This window comes from Enterobacter nematophilus (assembly GCF_026344075.1).
GTDB lineage: Bacteria > Pseudomonadota > Gammaproteobacteria > Enterobacterales > Enterobacteriaceae > Enterobacter > Enterobacter nematophilus.
The window spans coordinates 265,967-281,870 of the sequence record NZ_JAPKNE010000004.1; the positions used below are offsets into that span (position 1 = coordinate 265,967).

The 15,904-nt window shown below is 52.9% G+C and carries 19 protein-coding genes; 15 read left to right on the plus strand and 4 right to left on the minus strand.

The features are described 5' to 3' along the window. Positions 1–23: 23 nt before the first annotated feature. A complete protein-coding gene (locus OSH03_RS13775; protein WP_266179324.1) occupies positions 24–293 on the minus strand; it encodes a DUF1435 domain-containing protein in 270 nt (89 codons plus the stop codon). A gap of 216 nt (positions 294–509) precedes the next feature. Here OSH03_RS13775 and OSH03_RS13780 point away from each other — a divergent pair, with 216 nt between their 5' ends. Both OSH03_RS13780 and fhuF read left to right on the plus strand, forming a co-directional pair. Further along, on the plus strand, positions 510–1,574 hold the full coding sequence (locus OSH03_RS13780) for a GGDEF domain-containing protein (protein WP_061099315.1): 1,065 nt from the start codon (positions 510–512) through the stop codon (positions 1,572–1,574). Positions 1,575–1,668: 94 nt separating this feature from the next. Continuing rightward, complete coding sequence (fhuF, locus tag OSH03_RS13785) at positions 1,669–2,457, plus strand: siderophore-iron reductase FhuF (RefSeq protein WP_266179325.1); 789 nt, start codon at positions 1,669–1,671, stop codon at positions 2,455–2,457. Positions 2,458–2,554: 97 nt separating this feature from the next. Here the strand turns inward: fhuF and OSH03_RS13790 are convergent, their stop codons facing one another. Next, positions 2,555–3,901, minus strand: a complete 1,347-nt coding sequence (locus OSH03_RS13790; RefSeq protein ID WP_266179326.1) for a PTS sugar transporter subunit IIC — start codon at positions 3,899–3,901, stop codon at positions 2,555–2,557. A gap of 328 nt (positions 3,902–4,229) precedes the next feature. On the opposite strand from OSH03_RS13790, the gene OSH03_RS13795 reads away from it, so the two are divergent. After that, positions 4,230–4,688, plus strand: coding sequence for a YbaK/EbsC family protein (locus OSH03_RS13795; RefSeq protein WP_023331967.1), 459 nt, complete (start codon positions 4,230–4,232; stop codon positions 4,686–4,688). 38 nt (positions 4,689–4,726) lie between these two features. On the opposite strand, the gene bglJ is transcribed toward OSH03_RS13795, so the two are convergent. Beyond that, entirely contained in the window at positions 4,727–5,362 is a 636-nt protein-coding gene (gene bglJ, locus OSH03_RS13800; RefSeq protein ID WP_061099318.1) for a DNA-binding transcriptional activator BglJ, read from the minus strand. Further along, entirely contained in the window at positions 5,359–6,096 is a 738-nt protein-coding gene (locus OSH03_RS13805) for a helix-turn-helix transcriptional regulator (protein WP_061099319.1), read from the minus strand. Before OSH03_RS13805 ends, bglJ begins: the two co-directional genes overlap by 4 nt. A 411-nt stretch (positions 6,097–6,507) precedes the next feature. On the opposite strand from OSH03_RS13805, the gene OSH03_RS13810 reads away from it, so the two are divergent. The 12 genes from OSH03_RS13810 (at position 6,508) to OSH03_RS13865 (ending at position 15,904) form a co-directional block, all read left to right on the plus strand. Beyond that, on the plus strand, positions 6,508–7,284 hold the full coding sequence (locus OSH03_RS13810; RefSeq protein WP_061099320.1) for a threonine/serine exporter family protein: 777 nt from the start codon (positions 6,508–6,510) through the stop codon (positions 7,282–7,284). Beyond that, complete coding sequence (locus OSH03_RS13815) at positions 7,275–7,748, plus strand: threonine/serine exporter (protein WP_266179410.1); 474 nt, start codon at positions 7,275–7,277, stop codon at positions 7,746–7,748. Before OSH03_RS13810 ends, OSH03_RS13815 begins: the two co-directional genes overlap by 10 nt. 67 nt (positions 7,749–7,815) lie before the next feature. After that, positions 7,816–8,457, plus strand: a complete 642-nt coding sequence (locus OSH03_RS13820) for a TetR/AcrR family transcriptional regulator (protein WP_266179327.1) — start codon at positions 7,816–7,818, stop codon at positions 8,455–8,457. Between the two features lie 41 nt (positions 8,458–8,498). After that, entirely contained in the window at positions 8,499–8,951 is a 453-nt protein-coding gene (locus OSH03_RS13825; protein WP_028015419.1) for a MarR family winged helix-turn-helix transcriptional regulator, read from the plus strand. Positions 8,952–9,035: 84 nt separating this feature from the next. Continuing rightward, complete coding sequence (locus OSH03_RS13830) at positions 9,036–9,464, plus strand: organic hydroperoxide resistance protein (protein ID WP_013095463.1); 429 nt, start codon at positions 9,036–9,038, stop codon at positions 9,462–9,464. Positions 9,465–9,612: 148 nt separating this feature from the next. Then, positions 9,613–10,158, plus strand: coding sequence for a primosomal protein DnaT (dnaT, locus tag OSH03_RS13835; protein WP_061099322.1), 546 nt, complete (start codon positions 9,613–9,615; stop codon positions 10,156–10,158). Beyond that, the gene (gene dnaC, locus OSH03_RS13840) at positions 10,155–10,892 is read left to right on the plus strand and encodes a replicative helicase loader DnaC (RefSeq protein WP_266179328.1); all 738 of its coding nucleotides are present in this window, start codon (positions 10,155–10,157) and stop codon (positions 10,890–10,892) included. The genes dnaT and dnaC overlap by 4 nt, the downstream gene beginning before the upstream one ends. Positions 10,893–10,976: 84 nt before the next feature. Next, positions 10,977–11,459 (plus strand): YjjA family protein, encoded by a 483-nt coding sequence (locus tag OSH03_RS13845; RefSeq protein ID WP_061099324.1) that lies wholly within the window; start codon positions 10,977–10,979, stop codon positions 11,457–11,459. Between the two features lie 268 nt (positions 11,460–11,727). Then, positions 11,728–14,019: a phosphatidylglycerol--membrane-oligosaccharide glycerophosphotransferase gene (opgB, locus tag OSH03_RS13850; RefSeq protein WP_266179329.1), complete on the plus strand. Its 2,292-nt coding sequence runs from the start codon at positions 11,728–11,730 to the stop codon at positions 14,017–14,019. A gap of 180 nt (positions 14,020–14,199) precedes the next feature. Beyond that, positions 14,200–14,838, plus strand: coding sequence for an EAL domain-containing protein (locus OSH03_RS13855; RefSeq protein ID WP_266179330.1), 639 nt, complete (start codon positions 14,200–14,202; stop codon positions 14,836–14,838). Beyond that, complete coding sequence (locus OSH03_RS13860; protein WP_266179331.1) at positions 14,835–15,374, plus strand: helix-turn-helix transcriptional regulator; 540 nt, start codon at positions 14,835–14,837, stop codon at positions 15,372–15,374. Before OSH03_RS13855 ends, OSH03_RS13860 begins: the two co-directional genes overlap by 4 nt. A 32-nt stretch (positions 15,375–15,406) precedes the next feature. Beyond that, on the plus strand, positions 15,407–15,904 hold the full coding sequence (locus OSH03_RS13865) for a Csu type fimbrial protein (protein ID WP_061099327.1): 498 nt from the start codon (positions 15,407–15,409) through the stop codon (positions 15,902–15,904).

The following is a 15,904-nucleotide window of genomic DNA, read 5'->3' on the forward strand; positions in this document are numbered from 1 at the left end:
TGTAATGCCTCTTATTTTCCCTGTTATTTCAAACTCATCATTATCACCAGAATTGCGCTGACTAATGCGACGCATGATGGCAGTAAAACATAGTGGCGCAGGTGCTTATGCCAGATCATGCCTGACGTCATCAGCAGCCCTGACACAATGATGGCCTTCCAGCTTTCGATGGAGAGATCGGCAAACATCAAACCGCCCAGGATTATGCCCGGCAGCAATACTCCCCATGCACTTCCCAGCGCCCTGTTCAACATACATCGCCCTTTCATAACGATAATGATAAACAATATCATATGATAAAAATTATCATTTGTCAGCGCAGTGAAGCAAAAAAGATCGCCCTTTACCCTTATGTAGAATGACAGAAATTTCCTAAGGTGATAAATTGCTCACCTGTTAACTACACATAAAGTTTTTCTTATAATTACGCTTTGAGTTTTTTGCATATTTTAGTGCGAAACCACACCTATTCATCTGTTTTAATTAAATTTTAATAAAAACGCACGACTATGACATCACAATCCTGGCGGTCTTTGGTTCAAAGAAAATATCAATTATCGTTACGTTTATTTTTATTTCTGAACGCAACTTCAGCCGTGTTCTCGGTAACAAACCCGCTCTATTCTGTACGCGTGTTTTCTGCCCCTCTGATTGCTATTTTCGCGATCAGTACTGGCCTGTTCGTCTGGCACTGGAAAAAGCGCGCGCGGAAGATAAATATTCCTGCCGTTTCAGCAATCTTCGGTATTTTGTGGGCCTGGCAAATTGATTCGAAATTTTCGCTAATTACCCATGACCAGGCGATGTATTTGATAATAGCTTTACTCACGGTGCTTTTTATCGGAACGCTGGCCTTCGCCAGTAATATCAAAGCATTTACGCTGCACTCGCTCCCCGCCTTTATTGTCTGCCTGTGGTTAAGTGACCAGGATATATGGCTAAGAATGTCCTATTCTTTCGCACTTCCTGTGGTGGCTATTGCCATTCATAACATTTTGCAACGGCGCAACGATCGCTTCGCCCAGGAGCTGCTCTCTCGCCTGCTGGAAGAACGGGAAACGTTGACCGATCTCAGCATGATGGACCCGCTAACGGGGCTCTATAATCGTCGCGGCCTGCAAAGCCGTCTGGAAAACCTGCCGGCGGTAGAAAACGGCGAACACTTTGTCCTTTTGATGGATATCGACCACTTCAAAGCCTATAACGACCATTACGGCCATATGATGGGTGACCAGGCTCTGAAACGCGTCTCTGCGGCAATTCGTGATGCCGTCCGTTCGCGCGATATTGTGGCGCGTTTCGGTGGGGAAGAGTTCATGGTGCTGCTGACGAATATTTCACTTGAACACGCCCGCCATACGGCAGAGCGGATCCGTCAGAAAGTCTATGATTTGAAAATCCCCCATCTGTTCAACGAAAGCGTCGCCACCAATGTCACCATCAGCATCGGTATTGCCATTTTTGAAAATGAGGACGTGGAAGGCGCGCTGGAGAGAGCGGACAGAGCCCTCTATGAAGCAAAGCATTTAGGTCGCAATAACATTCTGCTGAGTGAAGAGCTACAAACCGCTTAAGCGCGTCGTCGGTTAATCAGGACAAAAGTCTTGCCATTGGTATGAGCAATAGTTAGGATTGGCAATCATTATCATTTAGATTTCTATCTCAACTATGGCTACGCATACCGCACACATCGTTGAACCACTCCTCTGGCGAGCGCCGCTCACCAGCGGGAATGCGTCGCTTGCGGATGCCATACGGGATAAGATTGCTAAGACGCGCGCCCACCTGCTGGACTTTATCAGGCTTGATGAAGCGCCCCCGCACCACGCCATGACGCTCGCTGAGTGGCAGCAGCCCTCTACGCTGCAGTCGCTGCTTGCAACCTATTCCGACCATATCTATCGCAATCAGCCGACCCTAACGCGGGAAAATAAACCTCTGCTTTCCCTGTGGGCACAGTGGTATATCGGGCTGATGGTTCCCCCGCTCATGCTGGCGGTGTTAACCCAAAAGAGCATGCTGGCGCTCTCCCCAGATCATTTTCACGTCGAGTTCCACGAAACCGGCCGAGCAGCCTGTTTCTGGATTGATCTGCACGAAGATCGCGGCGCAGAGCAGTTCTCTGCTCAGGAACGTCTGGAACAGCTTATCATCCAGGCCCTGATCCCAGTGGTAGAGGCACTTGAAACAACGGGCGAGATCAACGGGAAGCTTATCTGGAGTAATACCGGGTATTTAATTCACTGGTATTTAACGGAAATGAAGCCACTGCTTGGCGATGAGAAAGTGGAGGCCCTGCGCCAGTCCTGCTTCTTTGCCAAACAGCTTTCCGATGGCCGCGATAACCCATTATTCCGTACCGTTGTGCTCCGTGACGGGCTTCTGGTGCGTCGCACCTGCTGCCAGCGCTATCGCCTGCCGGACGTTAAGCAGTGCGGGGATTGCACGCTGAAGTAGTAGGGTGCGGCCCGATGCCCTCACCCTGCCCCTCTCCCACGGGGAGAGGGAACAAACACTAAAAACGGCAACCTGAAAGTTGCCGTTTTGCTTTTACCTAGGCCACCTGCTGATTGTCCTCTTCCGCGTTACGCTGCGCTTCTTCCGCTTCCTGCTCCAGCAGCTGTTTCTCGTACACTTTAAAGAACGGGAAGTAGATGATTGCCGATACGCAGGCCAGAACGACCACCAGAATAGCGGCGCGGAAATCCCAGCCCAGGGCCCATGCTGCGCCTATTGGCGCCGGTGCCGTCCAGGGTACGACGGAAATAACACGGCCAATCAGATCAAACGTCATCGCCGCCCAGGCCAGCACGGCGTTAACCATCGGGGCCAGCAGGAACGGAATAAAGAACACCGGGTTCATCACAATCGGCGTACCGAAGATAACGGGTTCGTTGATGTTGAAGAAGCTGGGCACCACGCTCAACCGGCCGATAGAGCGTAAATGCGCTGAGCGACTGCGCAGATAGCAAATCACCAGCCCCATCGTCGCACCCGACCCGCCGATCACGATAAAGAACGTCCAGAAGGCTTCCATAAAAATATGTGGCAGAGGCTGACCGGCGGCCAGCGCGGTCTGGTTAGCACCAAGGTTAGTTAACCAGAACATCTGCAGCATGCCGGAGACAATGGCCGCCCCGTGGATCCCGGCGAACCACAGCAGATGCCCAATCAACACCGCCAGCAGAATCGCGGGCAGTGAATCCGCCGCGGAAACCAGGGGCTTGAAGATGGACATAATTGCCTGTGGGATCAGCATGTCAAACTGAGACTGAATCACCAGGCTCAGCGGATAAAGCGTTAACACCACCACCAGCACCGGGATCAGCAGGTCAAAGGAGTTTTTGATCATCGGCGGCACCTGGTCTGGCAGGCGAATACCGATGTTGTGCGCTTTCAGGAAACGCATCATCTCAACGCAGTAAATCGCCACCAGAATGGCGGTAAAAATACCCGTTCCACCCAGGCTGTCGACGGGAAGCGTGCCTTTAGTTTTAGGGGCCGCAACCAGCAGAAACGCCATCAGCGACAGCATGGCGCACATGAACGGATCCAGCTGGTGCGTTTTGACATAATGTTTGCCGAGGTTATAGGCGATGGCCGCGCAGATATAAATGGACATAATGCCCATGGTCATATCAAACGGCGTCAGGATCTGGCCTTCAAACTGCTTCGCCATATCCAGCCAGGCGCGCGCAAAACCCCAGGTGGTATCTGGCGAAAACGGTGGGTAAGCAAACACTAATAAAAATGAACCCACAATCATGAACGGCATCGCGGAGATAAACCCATCACGGATAGCCATGACATGACGCTGGGACGAGATCCGCCCGGCAATCGGGCTCACGTAATTTTCAACGAAACGGAATATCAGATTAAACGCAGCATGGTTGGCAGACATGGTTGATCTCCTGTCAGACGTTTATTACGGGCGCACTCGCGCCGCACGTTGTTCCATAAATCAGCTTCACAACCTTGCTGGCTTGCGTACCAGCGGTACTGCTCAGACGAAATGGTTTCATAATTGGCTCTTATTATTGGATACAGGGGACGTTACATACTCAGTATTAATCTACGCATCACGCTCTGCAACCGGTTACTGTAACCGGTTTCCGTGATTGTGAAGAGGATCCATAAATCAGCCATCCTGGATATTTGTTACTTAAGAGATATTTACAGAGCATAAATTCTTATGACAGATTACGCAGGATATTTGTCAGGAGGAAACAATGAGTTTGCAGTCCGTACAGCAGTTTTTTGCCGACAACGCGCCGGAGATAGAGGTAATAGAGCTTAGCCAGAGTACGGCTACCGTTGCGCTGGCTGCTGCCGCCCACCGCGTAGAGCCGGGACAAATCGCCAAAACCCTATCGTTGAAGGTTAAAAATGAGGTGATTCTGGTCGTGGCGAAGGGTGATGCGCGCCTGGATAACAAAAAACTGAAAGACACGTTTGGCGCGAAAGCACGCATGCTCAGCAGTGATGAAGTGGTTACCGTTACTGGTCATCCCGTTGGTGGCGTCTGCCCGTTTGGGCTTGAAAACCCACTTGCTGTTTACTGCGATATCTCGTTAAAACAATACGCTGAAGTGCTCCCCGCCGCTGGCGCAATCCACAGTGCCGTACGTATTTCTCCAGACAGAATGGCAGAGCTGACATCCGCAAAGTGGGTTGATGTGTGCATCTGAATGATGCGCCAGAGCGTATCTGGCGCGCAAAAGGCAGGTTACAAAAATGTCGGTTTGCTTAGCCCGGCAGTTCGCGGTTCTCTAACCGGGAGATGGGTAAGAATATCCGCTGCATCAAGCAACCCTACGTCAGAATTCACCCCCAGCTTCACCATCGCATTAAACTTATGCGCGCGAATAGTCTTGATATTGCGTTCGAGCTGCGCCGCGATTTCAGGGATGGAATATCCGCATGACATATAACGTAAAATTGCTCTTTCCGTTGGGCTTAACATTCGGTTCTGACTGCAGTACCAGTGGTTAAGCATATTGTCATTAATGCGCAGCGTTTCGCTCAACAATACCACTAGCTCCTTCAGCAGGTGTTCAAGGGTCACGGATTTACTGACCACACCATGGAGACGTGAAGGCGAAAGATGGCTAATCAACCGCGCCTCCATCTCATCCGAGACCAGGATAATGCGCTGAATATGGCTATGCGTAAACGCGAGATCCCGCAGATGCGCCAGGCAGTTACGTCGTTCTTCTCGCGCATCGGAAAGCGAATAGATCAGCGAGAAAAAATTCACGTGATGCAGAGCTTTCTTAAAGCCATCAAAATCATTAAACAGGTGCAGTTGATATTGGCTGAGTTCAGACTGCGTAAAAAGATGCTGCAGCCCGACCGCACTCATCGAGCAATTTTCGATGATGGCGATATGTCTTGTTGAATCGGTTTTTTCCATTCCTCGAACTCTCCATAGGCTGACATTAAACTCAGCTCTCTCATTCCCTGTGTACTGTTGATCCAGGCGTACATGTCGGCATTACTCCGCAATGACAGCCTTCGCATCGCACTGTTTTTCTGCGCACTGATCGTTTTATTGCTCTTTTTAAGCAACGTAGCGATTTGGTTAATCCCCCACCCTTTGCCTAACAGGCGAAGCACCTTACGTTCTGAGTGCGTGAGCGCAATAAAGTGTTCGTCGTCATCCTCACTTTCCTCGGGTTCTGGGGTTAATAACGTCTGGCTTATCCGCTCTGCGCGTTCACTCCCTGCCCGGATAGCGTTAACGACACCTTCGATAGGTTCCATATCAGAAAGCAGCGTGCTTTCCGGCCGCATAAGCAGCTCAACGGCAATAGGGTAAAACGGCCGGGAAACCAAAAAGATCCAGTGGATATCCCGGTATTGGTTCAGTAAGCGGTAATACTCTTCGAGCGTACCCCGTGGGTTTCTGTATTCGCCTGAAACATCAGCGATAATCACGTCTGCGCGGCGCAGCTGAAGCAGGGTTAATTCCTGCAGTGAGCGGCAGTAGGTCAATTCAAAATCGGGGAAATGACGTGCCATTACGTCCCCTAGCCCATTTTGCATTACGGGTATCCGGCTAATGACAACGCCATGCTTACCAGGCAGTGATAACATAGACCCTCCGTGTCCATTTTTCATTTGATGAGTAACCTTAAAACGCATCAATGTAGAAGTATTTTCGTCCCTGAGTGTAAAACGGATTAATACAAGCAGAAGATGAGATATTTTCTTAGTTTAAGAAACGCCTAAAACAGCGCTAATATCTCACAAAGCGCAAATAAATTTAATTCCGCAGCCATTAAAATAACGACAATATAAAGTTAGAATAACTTAATATAAATATTTTATATTTCTAGATTAATAATTCACGGAATTAATAAATTAAACCAAAAGTCTTTCGTGACGGGGTTTGCCACTGTTTGCACAAACCTTGATCTGGTCCACAGCAAAGGTCACCGCACTTTGTGCTAAAAGTAGGCATTACGGGCCAACCGGCAACCATCCACCATATCTTCGGGACAATACATGCAGTCAGATCGGTCAACGCAGCGTGCTATCACGCGGCTCTGTATTCAGTGCGGTCTTTTCCTGCTCCAGCACGGCGCGGAAAGCGCGCTGGTCGAGGAGCTTTCAACCCGGCTGGGGCTGGCGCTGGGGATGGACAGCGTTGAGAGCGCTATCTCATCCAACGCCATTGTGCTGACCACCATTAAAGACGGGCAGTGTCTTACGTCCACCCGTAAAAACCACGACCGAGGCATTAACATGCACGTTGTAACCGAGGTCCAGCACATCGTCATCCTGGCTGAGCATAAACTTCTCGATCTCAAGGAGATTGAAAAACGTTTCAACCAAATCAAGCCATTACGTTATCCACGCTGGCTGGTCGTGCTCATGGTGGGGCTGTCGTGCGCCTGTTTTTGTAAGCTCAATAAAGGCGGCTGGGACGGCGCGATCGTCACCTTTTTCGCCAGCAGCATCGCCATGTACGTGCGCCAGCTGCTGACGCACCGGCAGCTGCACCCGCAAATTAACTTCTGCATCACCGCGTTTGTTGCCACCACGGTGTCCGGCCTGCTGCTGCGCCTGCCGCAGTTTGCCGCGACCCCGACGATTGCGATGGCCGCCAGCGTGCTTCTGCTGGTGCCGGGCTTCCCGCTGATTAACGCCGTCGCAGACATGTTTAAAGGGCACATCAATACCGGGCTGGCACGCTGGGCTATCGCCAGCCTGCTGACGCTGGCGACCTGCATCGGCGTGGTGATGGCGATGACGCTATGGGGGCTACGCGGATGGGCGTGATAGATTTTCTGCTGGGGCTGGCACAGGACATGCTCCTGGCCGCCATTCCTGCCGTCGGCTTTGCGATGGTATTTAACGTTCCGCAACGCGCTCTGCCGTGGTGTGCGCTGCTGGGCGCAATTGGCCACGGCTCGCGAATGGTGATGATGACGGCGGGCTTTAACATCGAATGGTCGACGTTTATGGCCTCTATGCTGGTCGGCAGCATCGGTATTCAGTGGTCGCGCTGGTATCTGGCGCATCCGAAAGTCTTCACCGTCGCCGCCGTTATCCCGATGTTCCCCGGCATATCTGCCTATACGGCAATGATTTCCGCGGTGAAAATCAGCCATTTTGGCTACACCGAGCCGCAGATGATTCTTCTTCTGAGCAACTTTCTTAAGGCATCCTCAATCGTCGGCGCGCTCTCTATCGGCCTGTCGATACCCGGGCTATGGCTCTACCGCAAACGCCCGCGCGTTTGATATTTGTGTTATTTCGCTGCCGTGGAGATAATCTTTCTGGTCCGTTTGGTAAAAATAAGGAAAGGATGTGGCTAACCCTGGCAGCGAAAACCCAGAACACAGTGAAGAATCGAGCCTGAAGGAGAAAATTTTTCAGAGCGCTATCGCGCTGTTTGCCGAATTTGGACTGAACGGCGCCCGCATGGAGCAGATCGCCGAGAAAGCGGGTACCACCAAACGCATGGTGGTTTACCATTTTAAAAACAAAGAAAACCTCTACCTGCTCGTCCTGGAATACGTTTACACCCAAATTCGCGCCAGTGAAAAGGCGCTTAGCCTGGCGGATATGCCTCCCGTCGAAGCGCTGGTCCATCTGGTTGAAGCCACCTTTGACTATCACGCCGACCACCCGGATTACATCCGCATTATCTGCATGGAAAACATGCAGCGCGGCCGTTTTATGCAGCAGTCAAACTATCTGCGTCAGGTCAACCGCAGCGCGCTCGACCTGCTGGAAGGGATCCTGCGCCGGGGCAAAGAAAAACAGCTATTCAGCCAGACGGTTGACGCCCGCGACCTTCACCGTCTGATCAGCAGCTTCAGCTTTCACTACGTTGCCAACAGCTACACCTTCACCCTGCTGTTTGAAGAGGGTGCAGACGAGCAGGCCCAGCGCCAGCACTACCGTAAAATGGCCGTTCAGGTGGCGCTGCGTTATACCTGCCCATAAAATTGCTTGCAATTAAATAGCGCACAATCTATATTCATTTCATGAACGCAAAAACGAACGACACGACCGCTGCGCTCCTGCTGGATAACCAGCTCTGTTTTGCCCTCTATTCGGCAAATCTGGCGCTTAATAAGCTGTACCGGCAACTGCTGGCGCCGCTAAACCTGACTTACCCGCAATATCTGGTGATGCTGGTGCTGTGGGAGCAGGATGACGTGACGGTGTCGGACATCGGTGAACGGCTTTTCCTTGACTCCGCAACGCTGACGCCGCTGCTGAAGCGTCTGGAAAGCGCAGGGCTAATCAACCGCCACCGCTCGCGTAAAGATGAACGTCAGGTCGCCGTCACGCTGACTGAAGCCGGACGTGAACTTCAGCAGCAGGCGTTGGGTATCCCACATGCGGTGGGGTGCGCCGCACAGTGTGACACCGACACCATGCTGGCGCTCAAGCAGCAGCTGGAACTTTTGCGACAACAGATTCAACGCGCGTAAGGCTATACTTTACGCGTCTTTATTTAGCCATATATATCGCACGCTATTTAATAGCACATACAAAAGTAAGATGAGGAACCTGCCATGTCTTTAGAAAAAGTTGTTTATACCGCCAAAGCAAAAGCCACCGGAGGCCGTGACGGCCGCGCAACCTCTTCCGATGGCGTACTGGACGTTAAACTGGGCGTGCCGAAAGAGATGGGCGGCATGGGTGGAGAAGTCACGAACCCTGAGCAGCTGTTTGCTGCGGGTTACTCTGCCTGCTTCCTGGGCGCGATGAAATTTGTGGCGGCGCGCGACAAATTTACCCTGCCAAAAGAGGCATTTATTGAAGGCGAAGTGGGTATCGGCCCGCTGCCAACCGGTTTTGGTATCGAAGCAAAACTGAATATCCACGTTGAAGGTATGGATCCTGCGGAAGCCAAAAAGCTGGTCGACGCGGCGCATATCGTTTGCCCTTACTCTAACGCGACCCGCGGCAACATCGACGTGACCCTGAATATCATCGCGTGATAACTGCCTGATGGCGCTGCGCTTTTCAGGTCTACGACTGTAGTCCCGGTAAGCGCAGCGCCACCGGGGAAATCCCCTCCATCCCCTCCCCCTCTCTGTGCTACCATAAGCCCATATCACGCCCGTAGTAATCAGTTGAGTAAGCGTTATGTCCTCCAGAATTCTGACCACCAGCATTGCTGGCATTGATGCCTTTATGCGCGACCCACGCGGTGTGTTGACCCACGCCGAAGGCGGCACGGTTGCGGTTTTTGCCGACAACGCGCCGGCGTTTTACGCAATCACGCCGGAACGTCTGGCGCAGCTTCTGGAGATCGAAGCGCAGTTGTCACGCCCGGCAAGCGACGTCACGCTGGATAACCAGTTCTTTGAAGAACCGGTTAATACCCCACTGACCGTTCCGATGGGCAAATTTGCCCTTTACGCGGGCTGGCAGCCTGATGTGGATTTCCAGCGGCAGGCTGCATTGTGGGGCATTGCGTTAACCCAGCCAGCCACCGCGGAAGAGCTCGCCGCGTTTATCGCCTGGTGGCAGGCGGAAGGCAAAGTGTTCACCCACGTTCAGTGGCAGCAAAAGCTCGCGCGTCATCTTCAAATTACCCGCGCCAGCAACAATGGGCAGCCAAAGCGCGACATCAACGCGTTTTCAGAACCGGATAAACAGATCCCCAGCGGATTCCGAGGTGCGAAATGAAGAACGTCGGCGACCTGATGAAACGTCTGCAAAAAATGATGCCAGCCAACGTGAAGCCCGCTTTCACTACGGGTGCAGAGCTGCTGGCGTGGCAAAAGGAGCAAGGTGAAATTCGTGCCGCCGCGCTCGCCCGCGAAAACCGGGCGATGAAAATGCAGCGCACCTTTAACCGCTCCGGTATTCGTCCCCTGCACCAGAACTGCTCGTTTGATAACTATAAAATTGAGACCAGCGGGCAGATGAACGCGCTTGCCGCCGCGCGTCAGTACGTGGATGAATTCGACGGCAATATCGCGAGCTTCATTTTTAGCGGCAAGCCCGGCACCGGAAAAAACCACCTCGCAGCCGCCATCTGCAACGAGCTGCTTCTGCGCGGTAAATCAGTTCTCATCATCACCGTGGCCGACATCATGTCCGCCATGAAAGACACCTTCAGCAACCGTGAAACCAGCGAAGAGCAGCTGCTTAACGATCTGAGCAATGTAGATCTCCTGGTCATCGACGAGATTGGCGTTCAGACGGAATCCCGTTATGAAAAGGTCATCATTAACCAGATTGTCGATCGCCGCTCTTCGTCCAAACGTCCCACCGGCATGCTGACGAACCACAACATTGACGAGATGACCCGCCTACTGGGCGAACGCGTCATGGACCGCATGAAGCTGGGCAACAGTCTGTATGTCATCTTCGACTGGGACAGTTACCGCAGCCGCGTTACCGGCAAAGAGTATTAAGACAGTTCCAGGAATCGCCAGCAGGGCGCAGGTATATACTGGAACCCCTTCCGGCCCGAAACGGACCTTTTTGAGAAAGCCATTATGAAAAAACAGATTCTTATCAGCACCTTTTTAGGCGCGCTGCTGGTTACCGGCGCAGCGCAAGCGGCTTCGTGGCAGGAGTCCCTGTCAAGCGCAGCAAATGAGCTGACCAAAGAGAGCGGCAGCGCCCAGGGCGGGCTCTCGGCCTCTTCTCTCACCAGCCTGCTGAGCAACAGCTCCCAGAGCCTGAGCGCGGGCACGATGAACAACGCGGCGGGGATTCTGGAATATTGCGCGAAGCAAAAGCTGGCCTCGGTGACCGACGCGCAAAACGTGAAAAATCAGGTGCTGGGTAAACTGGGACTCGATACGCAGGAGCAAAAAGCGGATACCAGCTATATGGACGGCATTCAGGGCCTGCTTAACGCGCAAAACGGCCAACAGCTTAACCTGAGCACCCTCGGCAACTCTTCTCTGGCAAAACAGGTGAAAACCAAAGCCTGCGATCTGGTGCTGAAACAAGGCGTTAATTTCATCTCCTGATCCGCCCCATTTTCTGCCACAACACGCCGCGTTTAATGCGATAGGCTTGCATCGCGGCGTTAAACGAGCGTTTTTCCTACCTGCCACCGTCTCAGCGTCCGTTTGTCAGGATGCGACCACCCTCATAAAAACGATTTTATAAACCAAATCCTAACAACAGCACACTTTCGTGACACTAAAATTGCAGCTAAACGACATCGCCATTACATTGTCTTACCAAAAATAAACAGTTAGCCAGCGAAGCACCTGGCGTCATGAGGATATGCTGTTGTCAGAATTCATCTCTCTTATCCTTTTTCTGGCTTCCATCGGCGTTTATGCCTGGAAAGCCGGCCGCAACACCTGGTGGTTTATCGCCACGCTGGTGGTACTCGGCATTTTTATCATTTTAAACATTACCTTATACGCCAGCGATTACTTCACCGGCGACGGCATTAACGATGCTGTGCTCTACACCCTGACGAACAGCCTGACGGGCGCGGGGGTGGGTAAATACATCCTGCCGGGGCTGGGACTGATCGTGGCGCTGGTGACGATTTTCGGCGCGCTCGCCTGGGTGCTGCGCCGCCGCCGACATCTTCCTCACCATCATGGCTACAGCCTGCTGGCGCTTTTCCTGGCGCTGGCCTCCGTCGACGCCAGCCCCGCGTTTCATCAGATCACCGAGCTTGTAAAATCCCAGTCGCGCGACGGCGATCCGGACTTCGTGGCCTACTACAAAGAGCCGTCGAAAACGATCGCCAACCCGAAGCTCAATCTTGTCTACATTTACGGTGAAAGCCTGGAGCGCACCTACTTTGATAACGATGCGTTTCCGGACCTCACGCCGGAACTGGGCGCGCTGAAAAACGAAGGTCTCGATTTCAGCCACACCATGCAGCTGCCCGGCACGGATTACACTATCGCCGGAATGGTGGCCTCCCAGTGCGGTATCCCGCTGTTTGCGCCTTTTGAGGGCAACGCCTCCGCCTCGATGTCGACGTTCTTCCCGCAGAATATTTGCCTGGGCGATATCCTGAAAAACTCCGGCTATGAAAACTACTTTATGCAGGGAGCAAACCTGCGCTTTGCCGGAAAAGACGTGTTCCTGAAATCCCACGGTTTTGACCACCTGTACGGCTCGGAAGAGTTAAAAACCACGGTTGCCGATCCGACCTACCGCAACGACTGGGGCTTCTATGACGATACTGTGCTGGACGAAACCTGGAAGAAATTCGAGGAGCTTTCCCGCGCCGGGAAGCGTTTTTCTCTCTTTGCGCTGACGGTAGATACGCACCATCCGGACGGGTTCGTCTCGCGCACCTGTAAGCGCAAAAGCTATGACGTGGACGGCAAAAACAACAAGTCTTTCAGCGCCGTAACCTGTAGCCAGGAGCATATCGCCGCGCTGGTCGAAAAAATCAAAGCCTCGCCCTGGTTTAAAAACACCGTCATCGTGGTCTCGTCCGATCACCTGGCGATGAAAAACAGCGCGTGGGATCGGCTCAACAAGCAGGACCGCAGCAATCTGTTCTTCGTTCTGCGCGGCGACCAGCCGCAGCAGGAGTTAATCGCCACCAAACGCAACTCCATGGATAACGGTGCAACCGTGCTGGATATTCTGGGCGGCGACAACTTTATTGGCCTGGGGCGCAGCACGCTGTCCGGGCAATCCCTGTCGGAAGTGTTCCTCAACATGAAGGAGAAAATCCTCGCCTGGAAGCCCGACATCATCCGCCTGTGGAACTTCCCGAAAGAGATGAAAGACTTCACCGTCGATCGGGATAAAAACACCGTTGCCTTCTCCGGCAGCAACTTCCGCCTGCCGCTGCTGGTGCGGGTGTCGGATAGCCGCGTCGAACCGCTGCCGGAGAGCGAATATTCCGCGCCGCTGCGCTTCCAGCTGGCCGATTTCGCCCCTCGCGATAACTTCGTCTGGATTGACCGGTGTTACAAAATGGGTCAACTCTGGTCGCAGCCGCTGGCGCTCTCTACAGACTGGTGCGTCTCTCAGGGACAGCTTGGCGGGGAGCAAACCGTGCAGCATGTCGACAAAGCCCAGTGGAAAGGCAAAACCGCCTTTAAAGATACGGTGATTGATACGGCTCGCTATCAGCACAACATCGACATGCTGAAAGTCGTCGACAACGACATTCGCTATAAAGCGGACAGCTTCATCTTTAACGTGGCCGGCGCGCCTGAAGAAGTGAAGCAGTTTAGCGGCATCTCCCGTCCGGAGTCCTGGGGACGCTGGTCAAACGCGCAGCTGGGCAACGAGGTGAAAATTGAGTACACCCATCCGCTGCCAGAGCAATTTGATCTGGTAATCACAGCAAGAGCATACGGACCCAACGCGAATAAGCCCGTGCCGGTACGCGTGGGCGATGAGGAGCAGACGCTGACGCTTGGAAATGACGTAAGCACTCACACGCTGCATTTCACCAATCCATCGCGCAGCAATACCCTGGTGATTGTGCCGCCTGACCCGCAGTCCACCAATGAAGGAAATATTCTCGGCCATTCACCGCGCCAGCTCGGGATAGGTATGGTTGAAATTAAAATCGTCGGCAAACAAGGCTGACGCATTTCCCGCCCGGCGTTCTGCCGGGCGGTTATGAAAATAAAAAATGCTATATAAAGATTATAAATTAGATAAAAACGCTTTATATCATGCATTTTTATTTATAAATATTCCGCCAAAAGCCCACCATATAAAATTCACAGCTCCTGAAATCACCACGGAGCGTTACACACTTTTATCATGCTAACCGGCTATAAGTTCGAGTCCATCCGGGCATTGCGCAGTGAAAATGTGATTGCCTGGGAGGTATTGTCCACGGCAAAGCCCCACGTCAATCTTGAAGACTACTTTAGCTCAATGCCCTCTACGCAGCGTAAAGAACACTTCTTTGCGCAGCTTCGTCATACCCTGTCTTGCGAAGAAGGCGACAAGTATTACCTCAACGCGACATCGGATTTACTGCAGGAACCGGACTTCCTCGACAGGCTGAAAGAAGAAACCTCCTGCCCGGAGAGGCTGGCTATCGAAGTTACCGATCTCCATACGATGGTACAACTCGACGATATGCAAAGCCGATCCCTGCGAACAAGCATCGCGATGCTCCATCAGTGGGGCATAGAAGTGTGGGCCGACGACGTCTGCGAAGATATTCTCCCCGAGCTGCTTGCCAGCCAGATCCGCTTCTGCGGCGTCAAGATAGACAAACATACCTTCTGGAGCGGACGTACCGAGCAGGCGAAGTTCCTGCACCTCACCCGTCAGTACAAGCGTGTCGCCAGTAAGGTACTCATAGAGGGCATCGAAACCGCGGGCGATTTCGCGCTGGCCCGCGCCAGCGTGGCCGACTACGGCCAGGGTTATCTGTGGGGTATGAAATGACGCCTTTCATCCGGAATGCGGGCTATCAGGTCATCGTCCTGAGCAGCAACGCGTTTTTGTGGCTCGGCCTCCATTCGATAATAGCGACGGCCGTGTCCCCACGTCCTGAAGCGTACTGGATCAACAACGTCACGCCAGAAGGGCTGCTGCGCCTGCAGGAGCTGCTCAACGCGCACGTCGGGCAGAGCTGGCTGCTATTTACGGACACCGCCTGGGTCAACGACGTTAACGCCTTGCCGGGCAGTGAGCGGGTCAGAGTGGTCCCGGGCAATGTTTCCCTCTCCCAGCTGAGCCACTGCTTTAGCGACATGACCTTCTCTTTCGACAATACCGCCACGCTCACGTACCAGGAAATGCGGGTTTGCATGCTGTTTCACAAAGGTTTCAGCCCGGTGCGTATCGCACAAATCCTCAATAAGTCACCGAAAACGATCTACACCCACAAGCGTAACGCGATGAACAAATTTTGCTGCCATAGCCTTGCGGAATTCCATCGAAAACTCTGCCTGCTGGACGCTCTGGCCACTTCTTTGTAATTGCACTGTTATTCACGTCAGGAAATAAGCTTATGAAAATTATCTCAACTATCGTATGTTGCTCCGCTCTCCTGCTTCCTGCCGCTGCGATCGCCGCAGACAGCACCGCAAGCGCGACGATGCACGTTTCACTTGAGGTGGTAAAATCCTGCACCCTCAAAGCCAACGACCTTAATTTCTCACGCCACGGCTCGGATGAATCAAGCGAAATTCAGGCCAAAACGCAGGTCGATATTGTCTGTACCAACGGTACGCCGTTCACCCTCTCCGCCACCAGCAACGATAGCAGCGAAAACGGCACCTTCTGGCTGAAGCCTGAAAACGGTGAAACGGGCGCACAGAAGATTGCGTGGAAACTTTTCGCCGATGAGGGCAAACAGACGCAGATCACCAGCACCGATGGGCTGACCGATACCGGCAACGGTATGGAGCAGGAAGAGACGCTGTATGGCGTGATTGACGCAGGGGCGCTGACGACCGCGCAGGCGGGCGCCTACAGCGATGATGTCACCTTAAATCTGGTGTATTGA

What these genes read in the sequence shown, in the direction of transcription:
- OSH03_RS13825 (WP_028015419.1), top strand. Translation starts at nt 8,499, where the DNA reads ATGAACGCAAAAACGAACGACACGACCGCTGCGCTCCTGCTGGATAAC.
- dnaC (WP_266179328.1), top strand. Translation starts at nt 10,155, where the DNA reads ATGAAGAACGTCGGCGACCTGATGAAACGTCTGCAAAAAATGATGCCA.
- OSH03_RS13845 (WP_061099324.1), top strand. Translation starts at nt 10,977, where the DNA reads ATGAAAAAACAGATTCTTATCAGCACCTTTTTAGGCGCGCTGCTGGTT.
- OSH03_RS13865 (WP_061099327.1), top strand. Translation starts at nt 15,407, where the DNA reads ATGAAAATTATCTCAACTATCGTATGTTGCTCCGCTCTCCTGCTTCCT.
- dnaT (WP_061099322.1), top strand. Translation starts at nt 9,613, where the DNA reads ATGTCCTCCAGAATTCTGACCACCAGCATTGCTGGCATTGATGCCTTT.
- OSH03_RS13805 (WP_061099319.1), bottom strand. Translation starts at nt 6,096, where the DNA reads ATGTTATCACTGCCTGGTAAGCATGGCGTTGTCATTAGCCGGATACCC.
- OSH03_RS13780 (WP_061099315.1), top strand. Translation starts at nt 510, where the DNA reads ATGACATCACAATCCTGGCGGTCTTTGGTTCAAAGAAAATATCAATTA.
- OSH03_RS13855 (WP_266179330.1), top strand. Translation starts at nt 14,200, where the DNA reads ATGCTAACCGGCTATAAGTTCGAGTCCATCCGGGCATTGCGCAGTGAA.
- OSH03_RS13860 (WP_266179331.1), top strand. Translation starts at nt 14,835, where the DNA reads ATGACGCCTTTCATCCGGAATGCGGGCTATCAGGTCATCGTCCTGAGC.
- fhuF (WP_266179325.1), top strand. Translation starts at nt 1,669, where the DNA reads ATGGCTACGCATACCGCACACATCGTTGAACCACTCCTCTGGCGAGCG.
- bglJ (WP_061099318.1), bottom strand. Translation starts at nt 5,362, where the DNA reads ATGAGTGCGGTCGGGCTGCAGCATCTTTTTACGCAGTCTGAACTCAGC.
- OSH03_RS13830 (WP_013095463.1), top strand. Translation starts at nt 9,036, where the DNA reads ATGTCTTTAGAAAAAGTTGTTTATACCGCCAAAGCAAAAGCCACCGGA.
- OSH03_RS13815 (WP_266179410.1), top strand. Translation starts at nt 7,275, where the DNA reads ATGGGCGTGATAGATTTTCTGCTGGGGCTGGCACAGGACATGCTCCTG.
- OSH03_RS13790 (WP_266179326.1), bottom strand. Translation starts at nt 3,901, where the DNA reads ATGTCTGCCAACCATGCTGCGTTTAATCTGATATTCCGTTTCGTTGAA.
- OSH03_RS13775 (WP_266179324.1), bottom strand. Translation starts at nt 293, where the DNA reads ATGATATTGTTTATCATTATCGTTATGAAAGGGCGATGTATGTTGAAC.
- OSH03_RS13810 (WP_061099320.1), top strand. Translation starts at nt 6,508, where the DNA reads ATGCAGTCAGATCGGTCAACGCAGCGTGCTATCACGCGGCTCTGTATT.
- OSH03_RS13795 (WP_023331967.1), top strand. Translation starts at nt 4,230, where the DNA reads ATGAGTTTGCAGTCCGTACAGCAGTTTTTTGCCGACAACGCGCCGGAG.